Origin of the sequence: Streptomyces sp. HUAS 15-9 (assembly GCF_025642155.1) — a bacterium.
Classification (GTDB): Bacteria; Actinomycetota; Actinomycetes; order Streptomycetales; family Streptomycetaceae; genus Streptomyces.
The window spans coordinates 8,625,135-8,637,568 of the sequence record NZ_CP106798.1 but is presented as its reverse complement, the minus strand read 5'-3'; the positions used below and the strand labels follow the sequence as shown (position 1 = coordinate 8,637,568).

The 12,434-nt window shown below is 69.0% G+C and carries 13 protein-coding genes; 10 read left to right on the top strand and 3 right to left on the bottom strand.

All coding sequences use genetic code 11. From position 1 onward, the window contains the following. The first annotated feature begins 203 nt into the window (after nucleotides 1–203). The gene (locus N8I87_RS39110; protein WP_263215651.1) at nucleotides 204–1,268 is read left to right on the top strand and encodes a PP2C family protein-serine/threonine phosphatase; all 1,065 of its coding nucleotides are present in this window, start codon (nucleotides 204–206) and stop codon (nucleotides 1,266–1,268) included. A gap of 38 nt (nucleotides 1,269–1,306) precedes the next feature. Here N8I87_RS39110 and N8I87_RS39105 read toward each other — a convergent pair whose 3' ends face one another. Then, nucleotides 1,307–1,456, bottom strand: coding sequence for a hypothetical protein (locus N8I87_RS39105; RefSeq protein ID WP_263215650.1), 150 nt, complete (start codon nucleotides 1,454–1,456; stop codon nucleotides 1,307–1,309). After that, complete coding sequence (locus tag N8I87_RS39100) at nucleotides 1,444–2,289, bottom strand: hypothetical protein (protein ID WP_263215648.1); 846 nt, start codon at nucleotides 2,287–2,289, stop codon at nucleotides 1,444–1,446. Before N8I87_RS39100 ends, N8I87_RS39105 begins: the two co-directional genes overlap by 13 nt. 220 nt (nucleotides 2,290–2,509) lie before the next feature. Here N8I87_RS39100 and N8I87_RS39095 point away from each other — a divergent pair, with 220 nt between their 5' ends. The 3 genes from N8I87_RS39095 (at nucleotide 2,510) to N8I87_RS39085 (ending at nucleotide 5,080) form a co-directional block, all read left to right on the top strand. Beyond that, complete coding sequence (locus N8I87_RS39095; RefSeq protein WP_263215646.1) at nucleotides 2,510–3,340, top strand: M55 family metallopeptidase; 831 nt, start codon at nucleotides 2,510–2,512, stop codon at nucleotides 3,338–3,340. 95 nt (nucleotides 3,341–3,435) lie between these two features. Next, nucleotides 3,436–4,476, top strand: coding sequence for a vWA domain-containing protein (locus tag N8I87_RS39090; RefSeq protein ID WP_263215644.1), 1,041 nt, complete (start codon nucleotides 3,436–3,438; stop codon nucleotides 4,474–4,476). A 145-nt stretch (nucleotides 4,477–4,621) separates the two neighbouring features. Next, complete coding sequence (locus N8I87_RS39085; protein ID WP_263215643.1) at nucleotides 4,622–5,080, top strand: RICIN domain-containing protein; 459 nt, start codon at nucleotides 4,622–4,624, stop codon at nucleotides 5,078–5,080. Between the two features lie 154 nt (nucleotides 5,081–5,234). On the opposite strand, the gene N8I87_RS39080 is transcribed toward N8I87_RS39085, so the two are convergent. After that, nucleotides 5,235–5,720: a hypothetical protein gene (locus N8I87_RS39080; RefSeq protein WP_263215642.1), complete on the bottom strand. Its 486-nt coding sequence runs from the start codon at nucleotides 5,718–5,720 to the stop codon at nucleotides 5,235–5,237. 272 nt (nucleotides 5,721–5,992) lie between these two features. Here N8I87_RS39080 and N8I87_RS39075 point away from each other — a divergent pair, with 272 nt between their 5' ends. The 6 genes from N8I87_RS39075 (at nucleotide 5,993) to N8I87_RS39050 (ending at nucleotide 12,433) form a co-directional block, all read left to right on the top strand. Beyond that, entirely contained in the window at nucleotides 5,993–7,144 is a 1,152-nt protein-coding gene (locus N8I87_RS39075; protein ID WP_263215641.1) for a sensor histidine kinase, read from the top strand. After that, nucleotides 7,141–7,797 carry a response regulator gene (locus N8I87_RS39070; protein ID WP_263215640.1) on the top strand — a complete coding sequence of 219 codons (657 nt, stop codon included), beginning with the start codon at nucleotides 7,141–7,143 and terminating at the stop codon, nucleotides 7,795–7,797. Before N8I87_RS39075 ends, N8I87_RS39070 begins: the two co-directional genes overlap by 4 nt. A 185-nt stretch (nucleotides 7,798–7,982) precedes the next feature. After that, nucleotides 7,983–9,026 (top strand): GlxA family transcriptional regulator, encoded by a 1,044-nt coding sequence (locus N8I87_RS39065; protein ID WP_317633533.1) that lies wholly within the window; start codon nucleotides 7,983–7,985, stop codon nucleotides 9,024–9,026. Then, nucleotides 9,023–10,792 carry a thiamine pyrophosphate-binding protein gene (locus tag N8I87_RS39060; RefSeq protein ID WP_263215637.1) on the top strand — a complete coding sequence of 590 codons (1,770 nt, stop codon included), beginning with the start codon at nucleotides 9,023–9,025 and terminating at the stop codon, nucleotides 10,790–10,792. The genes N8I87_RS39065 and N8I87_RS39060 overlap by 4 nt, the downstream gene beginning before the upstream one ends. Further along, entirely contained in the window at nucleotides 10,764–11,417 is a 654-nt protein-coding gene (locus N8I87_RS39055) for an SRPBCC family protein (protein WP_263215635.1), read from the top strand. The genes N8I87_RS39060 and N8I87_RS39055 overlap by 29 nt, the downstream gene beginning before the upstream one ends. After that, the gene (locus tag N8I87_RS39050) at nucleotides 11,414–12,433 is read left to right on the top strand and encodes a 3-oxoacyl-ACP synthase III family protein (protein ID WP_263215633.1); all 1,020 of its coding nucleotides are present in this window, start codon (nucleotides 11,414–11,416) and stop codon (nucleotides 12,431–12,433) included. Before N8I87_RS39055 ends, N8I87_RS39050 begins: the two co-directional genes overlap by 4 nt. Nucleotide 12,434: the final 1 nt, after the last annotated feature.

Sequence of the window (12,434 nt, the reverse complement as noted above, 5' to 3'; positions counted from 1 at the left end):
GAGCCGCGTTCGAGGAGCCCGGGCGGTTCACCACGGGGGTGGACGAGCCGCACCGGCGAACGGCGATAAAATGGGCCGAATTGGTGGCCTGACTTTTGGACCTGGGCTGCCGCTCGACCTGTGTGACCTTGGGGCGCGGCATGGAGGCGAGGTCTCCTGAGGTGCGCGAAGTCCCGCACAGCGCTGGTGCGCGGGGCAGGTTGTTGCCCGCCCTGCCTGCTCTTCTGCTGGTCATCGGCCTGTTCGTCGGCCTCTTGACACCCCGCGCCATCAGGCCGGATGCCTTCCTCGCCACGGCCATGGTCACTGCCGCCGCGCTGCTGCGCCTGTGGGAGACCGTGCTCACCGTCGTGGGCGCGTGCGTCATCTTTGTCGGCCTGATGGTGGACTTCGACGCGCTGCAGGATGCGACCGCCTACTCCGAGCTGGCCACCCTCGTGGCGATCGGGGCATTTTCCGTCATCTTCAACCGTCTGCTGAGCCGACGCACCCATCAGCTGGTTCAGGTCCGCTCGGTGGCCGAGACCGCTCAGCTGGCGGTGCTGCATCCGATACCGCGACACCTCGGACACGTCACGCTCGAGAGCCTGTACGTCGCCGCCGCGGCGGAAGCCCGGATCGGCGGCGACCTGTACGAGGCCATACACACCCCGTACGGCGTACGACTGCTCATCGGTGACGTACGCGGCAAGGGCCTGGTCGCGATGCAGACGGCCGCGATGCTGCTCAGCGCCTTCCGCGAGGCCGCCCATGACGCGCCCGACCTGCCCCACCTCGCGCGCCGCCTGGAGAGGAGCGTGAGCCGCAACGCCTCCCAGTACCCGGAGCTCCCGGGCTCGGACATCGCCGAACGTTTTATCACCGCGCTCCTCGCCGAGGTCCCGGACGATGTACCGGTCGTCCGGACCGTCACCTGCGGCCACCCCTCGCCGCTCCTGCTGCACGACGGCGAGGTTCGGGAGCTGCAGCCCGCCGCGCCCTCGCCGCCGCTCAACCTGGGCGACATGGTGAGCGACGGGTACCACGTCGACCTCGCGCCCTTCCACCCCGGAGACCAGCTCCTGCTGTACACCGACGGGGTCACGGAGACCCGCGACGGCTCCGGCGTGTTCTACCCCCTCGCCGAACGCATCCGCTCATGGAGCGACGAGGCGCCCCACCAACTCCTCGACCGTCTCCACCGCGACCTGATCGCCTACAGCGGCGGTGAACTCGACGACGACGTCGCTGTCCTCGTCGCCCGGCGGCGCCCGAGCCTCGGGGCCTGAGGAACTCTCTCCCGGCCTTGACGTGACGCCGCTGCGGCTCAGCCCCGGACGGTGACTCCGAAGCGGGTGCGCAGGCGCCGCATCTCCCACGCCGAGATCGCGGTCACCGACAGCGGCCCGCCGAGCAGTGAGCAGAACTGGGCCACCCGCGGGCCGTCCGGCATGCCATTGCCGATCAGGTTGAACATGGCAAGCACGCAGACCAGGACGCCGGTGACCACGGGCGGCAGCATCGGGTGGACATGGGCGGTGTTGAAGGCGCTGCGTGCGGAGTACAGGGACGCCAGGAAGAGGAAGGGCAGCCCCAGAAGATGGCGACCATCACCATCAGGGCGAACGGCAGCGCCTGCCGGCCGTGCAAGTGGTCCTTGAGACTGGTGCCGCCCGCGAGGTAGATGGTCGTGGCGAGGACGACCAGGGTCAGCACGTACCAGCCGACCGCCTTGAGCGGGGCGCCCAGCCGGGAACGCAGGTGCGGTCGCAGATGCGGGGGCGCGTAGAGGATGAATCCCAGGATGACCAGCGGCCCGGCGCAGATCAGCACGAGCGGCGTGACGATCGCGTTGGCCAGGCCCTCCTCCGCCGCGTTCCCCCAGCGGTCCTTCTCCACGCCGTAGACCAGGATCAGCGCGAGGGTGGCCAGCACACCGAGCACCGTGCGTGCCACCTGGACACGGTCCACGGTGCGGTCCACGAACCGGTCCCCGCTCTCGTGCACGAAGAGCTTGGTGGCCACGCGGTGCGCGGAGCGCAGGATGGCGACCGCGAGGAAGACGGGCGAGACGTACCACAGGCAACTGCGGCGGCGGGCGACCGGAACGGGCGCGCCGGGCTGCGGGCCGTAGGGGTACGGGTTCGCGTTCGGATACGGGTTCGGGGCGGACGGACCGTACGGGTTGCCGCCGTTGGCGGGCCGTAGGGGCTGTTGGGGCCATTGGGCGTCGGCCCGTGCGGAGCGCCCCAGCCCTGACCGCCCGGTCCGTTGCCGCCCGGTTGCCCCGCGCCGGGTCCGGGGCCCCATCCCCCCGTTGCCATGGCCTCTCCCACCGTTCTTTTCCGGCCAGTTACTGCGCCGCCTGACGACTTCGCGGCAGTGTAGCCGCTCCTGGGGATTCGGCCACGGCCCCTTGGGAGTTGCTCGCGCCCGAGGCGCGGGGAGTGCGGACGATCGCGATCCGGTGAAGGAACCAGAGGAAGAACGCCGGGCGTCTCCTGAGTGATCAAGCTGGAGGAGATTGCACATGCGGATCTACATCAGTGTGGACATGGAAGGCGTCACCGGGCTTGTGGATGCCGATGATGTCCAGCCGGGCGGCCGGGACTACGAGCGTGGACGGCTGATGATGGCGGAGGACGTCAACGCTGCCGTCAGGGGCGCCGTCGCCGCCGGTGCCACGGACATCACCGTCAATGACGCGCACGGCCCGATGCGCAACCTCCTGCCCGAGTCGCTGCACCCGGCGGCACGCCTCATCCGCGGCAGGCCCAAACAGATGGGCATGCTCGAGGGCCTCGCCCCCGAGCACGACGCCATGATCTGCGTCGGCTACCACTCACGGGCCGGCGCGCTCGGCGTACTGAGTCATAGCTTCATGGGGCACGAGATCGAAGACATGTGGCTGGACGGACGGCCTGTGGGTGAGATCGGTCTGGCTCACGCCACCGCGGCCGCCATCGGTGTGCCGGTGACGGTCCTCACCGGTGACGACTGTGCCTGCACAGAGATGACGGAATGGGACGCCTCGGTGACGACCGTGGCCGTGAAGTGTGCGCGGGACCGGTTCACGGCAGAGCTGCGCCCGGCGGAAGAAGCACGTGCGGCGATCGAAGAGGCGGTCGCCGCCGGTCTCTCCACGCCGTTGAAGGCTCCGGTCGTCGCCACGGCCCCGTCCACCCTCACGGTCCGCTGGCAGTCGGCTTCAGTGGCCTCGACGCTCCTGGGGATTCCGGGCGTCACCTCGGCAGACACCCGGACCGTCCAGGCGCAGGGCACGCTGCCCAGCCTGTATCGGCTGTTCGGTGTGTGGATGCGAGTGGCAGCGTCCCTGACCAACCAGCCGCCGTACTGCTGACCGGCGAACAACAGCTGGGCGCCTGGGAGTCGAGATCGATTGTCAGTGGTGCGTGAGACGGTAGGAGCATCGAATCGGAAAGAGGGGGAGCTGTCATGTCCGGAAGCCAGAACTACATCAATCACGTCGCTCTCGTGCTGGACGCCAGTTCGTCCATGTCGCATCTGAGCCGCAAGGTCGTCGAGGTCGCCGACCAGCAGATCGCATATCTTGCCCGCCGGTCACGGGAACTGGACCAGGAAACCCGTGTCACGGTGTACGTCTTCGCCGACAAGGTGGAGTGCGTCATTTACGACAAGGACGTGCTGCGCATGCCGTCGCTGAAGCAGCTGTACCGGGTCGGTGGCATGACGGCTCTGCTGGCGGCCGCGCTGAAGTCACAGCGGGAGCTCGCGCAGACAGCACAACTCTACGGCGACCACAGCTTCCTGACGTTCATTCTCACCGACGGGCAGGAGAACGCAAGTCATCGCTGCCCGGACGCCCCTACCAGGGATCCGCGTGAACTGGTCAAGGCCGTGGCCGACATGATCGAGACGCGGGAGGACAACTGGACGCTGGCCGTCCTCGTGCCGGACCAGATGGGCAAGCGCGAGGCCATGCAGTGCGGTTTCCCGAAGGACAACATCGCCGTCTGGGACGCCACGAGCACACAGGGGCTGGAGGAGGCCGGGCAGGTCATCCGTCAGGCCACCGAAAAATTCATGGTGGGCCGCACCAAGGGCATCCGGGGATCGCGGGCGGTGTTCTCCATGGGGGCGGAGGCGGTCAACAAGGACACCATCAAGGCGGCCGGCCTCACCCCGGTGGAGCCGTCGCAGTACGAGCTGATCCCGGTCTCTCGTGACGCGGCGATCCGGGACTGGGTCGTCGAGTCCGGCCACACCTACCGTACCGGTGGCGCGTTCTACCAGTTGAGCAAGTCGGAGAAGATCCAGGCACGGAAGCAGATCGCGGTGCTGGAGAAGAAGACCGACAAGGTGTACACCGGGCCCGAGGCCCGAGCCCTGCTCGGCCTGCCGGACGTGGAGGTTCGCGTGAAGCCGGATCACAACGACGACTTCACGATCTTCGTGCAGAGCACCAGTGTGAACCGGAAGCTCGTCGCGAACACGCGGCTCCTGCTCATACTCTGACGCCTCGCGAACCCGTCGGGTGCCGGACGCCTCGTCGTCCCGGTACCCCATCGGCAACAGTGGGGAAGGGGCTTCCACTCCGGGCCCAGGAGCACCCAGTTGTCGGTAGCATCCCGGCGGAACGCGTCGAGCGGAGGAGGAACTCGTGGTTCTGAAAAGACTGGCCGCCGTGGGGGCGGTCGTCGGGCTCGCGGTGGGCCTGAGCAGTACACCGGCGAGCGCGGCACCGGTGACCACCGCGTTCCAGAATTCAGCAGGAAGCAAGGCCTGCTTGGACTTCCGAGCCGACTACGGCCCGTACGTCTTCTCATGCAATCTGGGCGCCTACCAGAAGTGGCACTGGGACAACGACTACGAGTACACCGCGCTCCGCCAGGTGGCAACGAAACTGTGCCTCACGCTGCGCAACGATCAACTGACCATGAAACCCTGTGCCGCTGCCGACAAGGCAGCACTGTGGCAGATCAGCAGCTCGACAACGGCCGGCAGGACGATTCAGAACAGCGTCAGCCACAAGTGCCTCGCTCGGACGGCGAACGACCGGGTCTCCACCGCGGTGTGCACCGGGGGCACCTCGCAACGCTGGATCGTCCGCTTCGTCTGAGGGCGCCGCAGCCGGTCCGCGATGTGGAGGCGTTTCTCCTTGCGCGGGTATCTCGACGCGCGGGAAAGCCGGTTCCCCCTCGACCACTCCATCGGGCTGCTGCCCGAGGAGCGGATGGAGCGGGGGAACCGGCTTCAGTCACTGCAGCCGACCGTCAGCAAGTACCGCGCCCCCAGCCGCGCCAGCGTGAGCCGTCGAACGGGTTGGCCCACACGGTGCTACCCGCCCAGACCGCGACGCAGCGGACGTTGCGGTACCGGGACCAGCCCCAGAAGGTGTCACCGCGACCGTCGCCGGGCAGCTCTTTCCAGCCGCCGGACCGGGCCCAGATGTGCCAGATCTCCCGGTTGGGCGCGATGACGAATGATTCGTCGAGTGAACCGTTCTGGTCCCAGTCGACGTCCATGACTCGACCACTGCCGCAGGCTCGGTATCCGGTGAGATTGAACCGGGTGATGGCCTTGCGGCAGGACGCGGCAGCGTCACTGCCGGCTGCGGACGCTGAGGCGTTGAGGACGAACTTCTGAACGTCCGCGCGGTCGGCTGCGGGAGCTTGGGCCGCGCCCGCCGGTGCGATGCTCGCAGCGAGGCCGGCCAACGCCGCCGCGGCGACGAGCCCCGCCTTTTGTATGCCTGGCATCTTCTTCCCCCTGGTGAGAGTTGTGTGGTGCGGTCAGCACAAGAAGCTAGGCGCGGCCTTGTCGATGCACATCCCGCAGAGGGTTGACACCACGGCAAACCCCAGGGGTAGGCGTCAACCACGGGGGTACACACACAGCGACTGTCGGGGCCCCTGCAGGAGGGGCCCCGACGTCCTGCCGAGTCGTACGCGGTAGCCGCCCGCTTCCTACAACTTCCGTGGTACCGCGGAAGGTTGACGCCCACCCGCCGGGCCGGCGTTACGCTGCCACCGTGCGGATCCGCCCCCTCGCCGTCGACACACTGATCGCGGCGGCGCTGACCAGCGTGGCCCTCCTGCTGGGGCCGGAGGCCACGCGCCAGGGGCAGAACCCGCTCGATGCGACCGCCTATGCGCTGGTGGTCCTGGTCCATCTGCCGCTCGTGCTCCGCAGCCTGGCCCCTGTCGTGGTCTGCTGCCTGGTGCACGCGGCCTGGCTGGTGTACATCACTGCCGGCTACTGGCCTGTGGTGTGCAGCTTCGGCCCCATGCTCGCCGTGTACACGGTCGCCTCCCTGCGTCCCGTGCGCGTCTCCGTGCCGTGCGCGGGCCTGATGGGCGGGGTGTGGATCTACGCGGGCGCCCTGAGTCACACCGTCGGCTGGCCGTCCGTCGTCGGTCAGGCCGTGGTCTATCCGGCGGTGCTGTGGCGGTTCGGTGTCGTCGCGCGCCGCTCGGCGAAACTGACCCGGCAGCTCCGCCGGGAGCAGGCCGAGCGGGCCCGGCGCGAGGTTGCGGAGGAACGCGGCCGGATCGCACGCGAACTCCACGACGTGGTCGCTCACCATATGTCTGTGATCTCGGTGCAGACCGGTCTGGCCCGGTTCGTCTTCGACACCGACCGCCCGACCGCGCGTGCCGCGCTCGACACCATAGACGCCACCGGCAAGGAGGCTCTCGAAGAGCTGCGCCGCATGCTCACGGTGCTGCGCGCCGCCGACGACGACGTGCCGGCCGGTCCCATGCCCGGCCTCGCGCGCCTCGACGAGATGGCCGAACGCGTCCGCGCCGGCGGCGTCCCGGTCGCCCTGACCATCGAGGGCACGCCGCGCCCGCTCGCCCCGGGCGTCGAACTGTGCGCCTACCGGGTGGTGCAGGAGGCGCTCACCAACGTTCTGAAACACGCACCGGGAGCCAGTGCGCAGGTGCGGCTGAGGTATGAACCGCATCAGGTGATCGTTTCGGTCATTGACGACGGAGAGGGGGTGATTCCGGACAGAGTACGAACCGACGGCGGGCACGGCTTGATTGGCATGCGTGAACGGGCCAAGCTCTACGGCGGGCGGATCAGCACCGGCCCACGTGATCAAGGCGGCTTCGCCGTGCGGCTGACCCTGCCGACCTCCGCGCGAGCCGCAGCGCAGGGGGACGACACCATCACATGACCACCGTGCTCGTCGTCGACGACCAGTTCCTCATCCGAGCCGGACTGGTGGGGCTGCTGCGTGCCGCACCCGGCATCGAGGTGGTCGGCGAGGCGAGCGACGGTGCGGAGGCCGTGGCGCTCGCCGCCGCGACCGTCCCCGATGTGATTCTGATGGACATCCGGATGCCCGGCATGAACGGCATCGACGCCACCGAACGCATCCTCGCCACGGCCGCCGGCCCCGCGCCCAGGATCCTCGTGCTGACCACCTTCGACCTCGACGAGTACGTGTTCGGGGCGCTGCGCGCCGGAGCCTCCGGGTTTCTGCTCAAGGACTCCGGGCCGGAACGGCTGCTCGCCGCCGTGGCCGCGGTCAGCGGTGGCGATGCGCTCTTCGCGCCCAGCATCACCCGACGCCTCGTCGAGGCGTACGCCCGGCAGTCCGCCTGCGAACAGCCCGCCGATCTCGATGCGTTGACCTCCCGCGAGCTCGAGGTCCTGAAACTGATCGCACGCGGCCTGTCCAACCTGGAGATCGCCGAACGCCTCTTCATCAGCGAGGCGACCGTCAAGACCCACCTCAACCGCACGATGACGAAACTGGACCTGGACAGCAGGGCACAGGCGGTCGTGGTGGCGTACGAATCGGGGCTCGTGACTCCGGGCGGATAGCGGCCCGCCTGGCCTGTACTTCACCCCGCACTCCTGGCGCCCTGGGGCCGCCCAACCACCAACGTCCTGTGAACTGTCTCACCCAGTGCTGCCTGCTCGGTGCACGAACTGCCTTGCCAGCGCCGTTTCTGACCGTTCCGCACCGCTTGTTGGCCGGATACGTCAGTAATCTGTCATTGCAGCCAGTGCGTCATTCGATACAGGGTGTGACTGTGTTGGAGCGACGTGTTGTTGTGGTGGTGTACGCAGGTGCCATGGCCCTGGACATCACCGGACCGATTGAAGTTTTCGATACGGCGAACCGGCTCCTGGGGCCCTCGGGGACCCCTTACCGGACCGACTTCGTCTCCGCCGACGCACCACGGGTGCGCATGAGTTCGGGGGTGGTGATCGAGGCCTCGCCGCTGGAGGCGGGGCAGGGCCCGATCGACACACTCCTCGTGCCGGGCGGATGGAGTCTCGACAGCGCACTCCGGGACCGGGCGCTCGTGTCCTGGATCGGCCGGGCAGCGGCCCGGTCGCGCAGAGTCGCCTCCGTATGCGGGGGATCCTTCCTGCTGGCCGAGGCGGGTCTCCTCGACGGCAGACGCGCCACCACCCACTGGGCGTACAGCGAGACGATGGCGCGCCGCTATCCGGATGTGACGGTGGACGCCGAGCCGATCTTCGTCTGGGACGGGCCCTTCGTGACCTCCGCGGGCGTGTCGACGGGAATCGACATGGCACTGGCCCTCGTGGAGGCGGATCACGGATCGGCACTCGCGTTGGAGACGGCACGGTTTCTGGTGCTGTTCCTCAAGCGGCACGGAGGACAGTCCCAGTACAGCGCGGTCCTCGACGCCCAGTTGGCCGACCATCCACCGATCCGGGCGGCACAGGAGTGGATTCTCGGCAACCTGGACAACCCACTGCCCGTGGCCGAGATCGCGCGGCAGGCCAACATGAGTCACCGCAACTTCGCCCGGGTCTTCCGGCGTGAAGTGGGCACGACACCCGGCCAGTACGTCGAGCGGACGCGTATCGCCCGCGCACGCGAACTGCTGGAGACCACCGACCTGACGATCAGCCAGATAGCCGGCCGCTGCGGATTCGCCGCCACCGAGACGTTCTTCCGCTCCTTCGGACGAACCCTGGGACTCACCCCCAAGGAATACCGGCACCGCTTTCAGGTCATCTCGCCATCCGGGCTCATCGACCGGCACCACGAGAGGGAGGGCAGCCCCGCATGACCACCGCGACCTCGGAATTACGCGAGGCGGAAACAGTACGCCTGGTCGACCATCTGGCCGGGGAACTCGCCAGGGTCGGCGTCACCCACATGTTCGGCGTCGGCGGCGCGAACATCGAGGACCTGTACGACGCCGTGCACCGCGGCGGCGCCGTGCGCAGCGTCGTCGCCAAGCACGAGTTCTCCGCCGTCACCATGGCCGACGGATACGCCCGCACCACCGGGCGCCTCGGCGTCGTTGCCGCCACCTCGGGCGGCGGGGCGATGAATCTCGTACCGGGCCTGGCGGAGGCGTACGCCTCCCGGGTGCCCGTGCTGGCCCTGGTGGGTCAGCCGCCGACCGGCCAGGAAGGCCACGGCGCGTTCCAGGACTCCAGCGGCAAGGCGGGTTCCTTCGACGCACGGGAGGTCTTCGCACCCGTCTCCCGGTTCTGCGCCCGGGTCGATGACGCGGACTCGCTCACGGAGTTGCTGCCCCTGGCGGTTGCGGCGGCACAGGACGATCCACGCGGGCCGGCCGTGCTGTTGCTGCCCAAGGACGTGCAGCAGGCGCGGATCCAGGTGCCCGCCCGCGACATGGCACCGATGCCGGGCGGCTGCGCGACGGCATCCGCGACCCGGCTCGACGCAGCTGCCGTCAGCGCCGTGTCGGACGCCCTTCGCGGGGCTGGTCGTATCCTCGTCATCGCTGGTGAGGGTGTTGCCGCCGACGACGCGCGCGGGGATCTGGCCGAACTGGCCCAGCGCCTGGGGGCATGGGTGGCGGTCACCCCGGACGCCAAGGACGTCTTCGACAATCATGATCCCCGATTCGCCGGCGTGGCCGGGGTGATGGGCCATGCCAACGTCGAGGACTGTCTGCGGCGGGCCGACCTGTGCCTGCTGGCCGGTACCCGGCTGCCGCTGCTGGCACGCGGTGGCCTCGACGGGGCCCTGGCCACCACCGACGTCGTCTGCCTGGGCCCCGAACCACCGTTCGTGCCAGGCATCGCGCTGGGTGGGAATCTGCGCGACGCGCTGCGCGCGGTGACCGCCCGCCTGCCGCCCCGCGCACGTCCCTGTCCGCCGCACGCCGGCCCCCGTCCCGCTCCCATGCCGGGCCCGCCTGCCGAGACCCGTGGCCGAGCCGTCCCCTACGGCCAGGCGGTCGCCGCGGTGCAGGCGGCACTCCCCCAGGACGCACACGTCTTCGTGGACGCCGGCAACGCGGGGGCCAGCGCGGTCCATCTGCTCCCGGCGCCGCGCCACGGCCGCTTCGTGGTGGCGGTCGGCATGGGGGGCATGGGCTACACCTTCGGCGCGGGCATCGGCGCCGCGCTCGCCACCGGCCGACGCACCTACGTCCTCGCCGGCGACGGGGCCTTCTTCATGCACGGGATGGAAGTGCACACCGCCGTGGAGTACGACGCACCCGTGACGTTCGTGATCTTCAACAACAACGCCCACGCCATGTGCGCACTGCGCGAGGAGTTCCTCCAGGGCGGCGTCCGCGACGACGACCTGTTCGCCCCGACCGACCTGGCCGCCGGAGTGGCCGCCGCCTTCCCGTCGCTGAAGGCCACGGGAGCCGTCGACGCGGCGCACCTGCGCACGGCACTGCTGCGCGGCAACGCACGCGGCGGCCCCGCGTTCGTCGCGGTGGACTGCGACCCGCGGGAGATCCCGCCGTTCCTTCCGTTCCAGTCCTTCACCGAAATCACCGAGAGCACCAACGGCACCGAGAGCAAGGAGAGTTCAGATGAGCGAGGAGTCGTCCACGTTGGCTGACATCCCCGGCCTGATGCGGATCGAGAACGCCGGCAAGGAGGAACTGACCGCCCACTGCATGGAACTCACCCACGCCGTCTACCCCCACCATCAGGTCTACGGGCCGTACTGCACCATCCACGAGTACGTCGACTGCCCCCCGGAGCAGACCTACGACTACCTGCGCCAGGGACACCATCTGGAGGAGTGGACCTGCAGCCTGCGGGACTTCGCACCCTCCGGCACACCTGGGCTGTGGGTCGGCCACGACCGGCTGGAGGACGACACCAGGATCTACTGCAAGGTCGTCGCCAACCCCGAGGCCATGACCGTGGACTACCACTGCTCGTGGGACCAGGGCGAGCACCTGTGGATGATCTACCTGATGCGTGTCGTCCCGGCCCGACTGGTCCTCGACAAGCCGGGTTCGGTGATCACCTGGACCAACTGCCGGCACCCGTACTACGACACCAACCCCCATCCCGAGAAGGCGCCGCGTCCGGACCGGCCCTGGGTGGGCGACTACTGGGACCTCTTCTACGCGGGGCACACCGTGGAGATGAACAACCTCAAGGCCATCCTGGAACACCGCCACCGCAACGGCCTGCCGGTCAACGTGGCTCCGGTGAAGGCGGTGGCGCAGTGACGACGGTCAGCCTCACCGACGTGGCGAGCTACCTTCCCGGCGAGCCGGTCCCCGCGGAGTTCTACACCGAGTACCCCGGTGCCGAGGACAAGCTCCGCAACCACCCCATGTTCAAGGTCCCGCCGTCACGGCACCACGTGGCCGCGGACGAGACGAACGCGGACATGATCGAACGCGCCGTACAGCCCCTGATCGAACGGCACGGCAGGGAAGAGATCCGAGGCGTCGACGTGCTGCTGGTGCACAGCCAGCTGCCGGACCTGCCGTTCGTGGGCGCCGGCACCGAGGTGGCGCGCCGGCTGGGCCTGAACCCGGAGTGGCTCGTCGACGTGGCCAACGCGGGCTGCGCCTCCTTCGTGTACATGCTGAAGATGGCCCGGCAGATCCTCACGTCCACCGACGCGAAGACCGCGCTGATATGCAACGCGCAAAGCGCCGCGGGGCAATGCTTCACCCAGTCCGAGGTGCGCAAACTCGCCCAGGCGGCGATCCCGGGCGACGGGTGCGGTGTGGCGTTCGTGACGACGTCGGCACAGTCGCCGGTCCTCGACGTGGAGACCCGGCACATCGGCGAGTACGCCGGAGACATGACCGTCGCGGTCGAGGACGGCCGCAAGTACTGGGAGCCGGGCGAGTCCCAGCTGCGGATCGGGTTCACCGACGCGAGCGTCGCCAAGGTCCTGGCCCGTGGGAACCGCCTCGTCCCCGAGGTGGTCATGGACCTGTGCCGACGGCTCGGCGTGGCGAGCACCGACATCGACGTCCTCATCACCAACCAGCCCAACCGCACCTTTCTGCGGAACTGGCGGGAGGCGCTGCAACTGCCCGCCGAACGGCACCTGAACACCTTCGACGAGTACGGGAATCTGTTCGGCGCGGCGATCCCGATCACCCTGGACCGCGCGGTCCGCTCCCGGCAGGTCGAGGACGGCGACCTGGTGGTGCTCGGAGGATTCGCCCACGCGGGCGACTTCGCCGGTGCCGTCGCCGTTCGCTGGCACGGGGGACGGGACTGAG

What these genes read in the sequence shown, in the direction of transcription:
- N8I87_RS39105 (WP_263215650.1), bottom strand. Translation starts at nt 1,456, where the DNA reads ATGTTCAACCTGATCGGCAATGGCATGCCGGACGGCCCGCGGGTGGCC.
- N8I87_RS39100 (WP_263215648.1), bottom strand. Translation starts at nt 2,289, where the DNA reads ATGGGGCCCCGGACCCGGCGCGGGGCAACCGGGCGGCAACGGACCGGG.
- N8I87_RS39095 (WP_263215646.1), top strand. Translation starts at nt 2,510, where the DNA reads ATGCGGATCTACATCAGTGTGGACATGGAAGGCGTCACCGGGCTTGTG.
- N8I87_RS39090 (WP_263215644.1), top strand. Translation starts at nt 3,436, where the DNA reads ATGTCCGGAAGCCAGAACTACATCAATCACGTCGCTCTCGTGCTGGAC.
- N8I87_RS39080 (WP_263215642.1), bottom strand. Translation starts at nt 5,720, where the DNA reads ATGCCAGGCATACAAAAGGCGGGGCTCGTCGCCGCGGCGGCGTTGGCC.
- N8I87_RS39070 (WP_263215640.1), top strand. Translation starts at nt 7,141, where the DNA reads ATGACCACCGTGCTCGTCGTCGACGACCAGTTCCTCATCCGAGCCGGA.
- N8I87_RS39060 (WP_263215637.1), top strand. Translation starts at nt 9,023, where the DNA reads ATGACCACCGCGACCTCGGAATTACGCGAGGCGGAAACAGTACGCCTG.
- N8I87_RS39055 (WP_263215635.1), top strand. Translation starts at nt 10,764, where the DNA reads ATGAGCGAGGAGTCGTCCACGTTGGCTGACATCCCCGGCCTGATGCGG.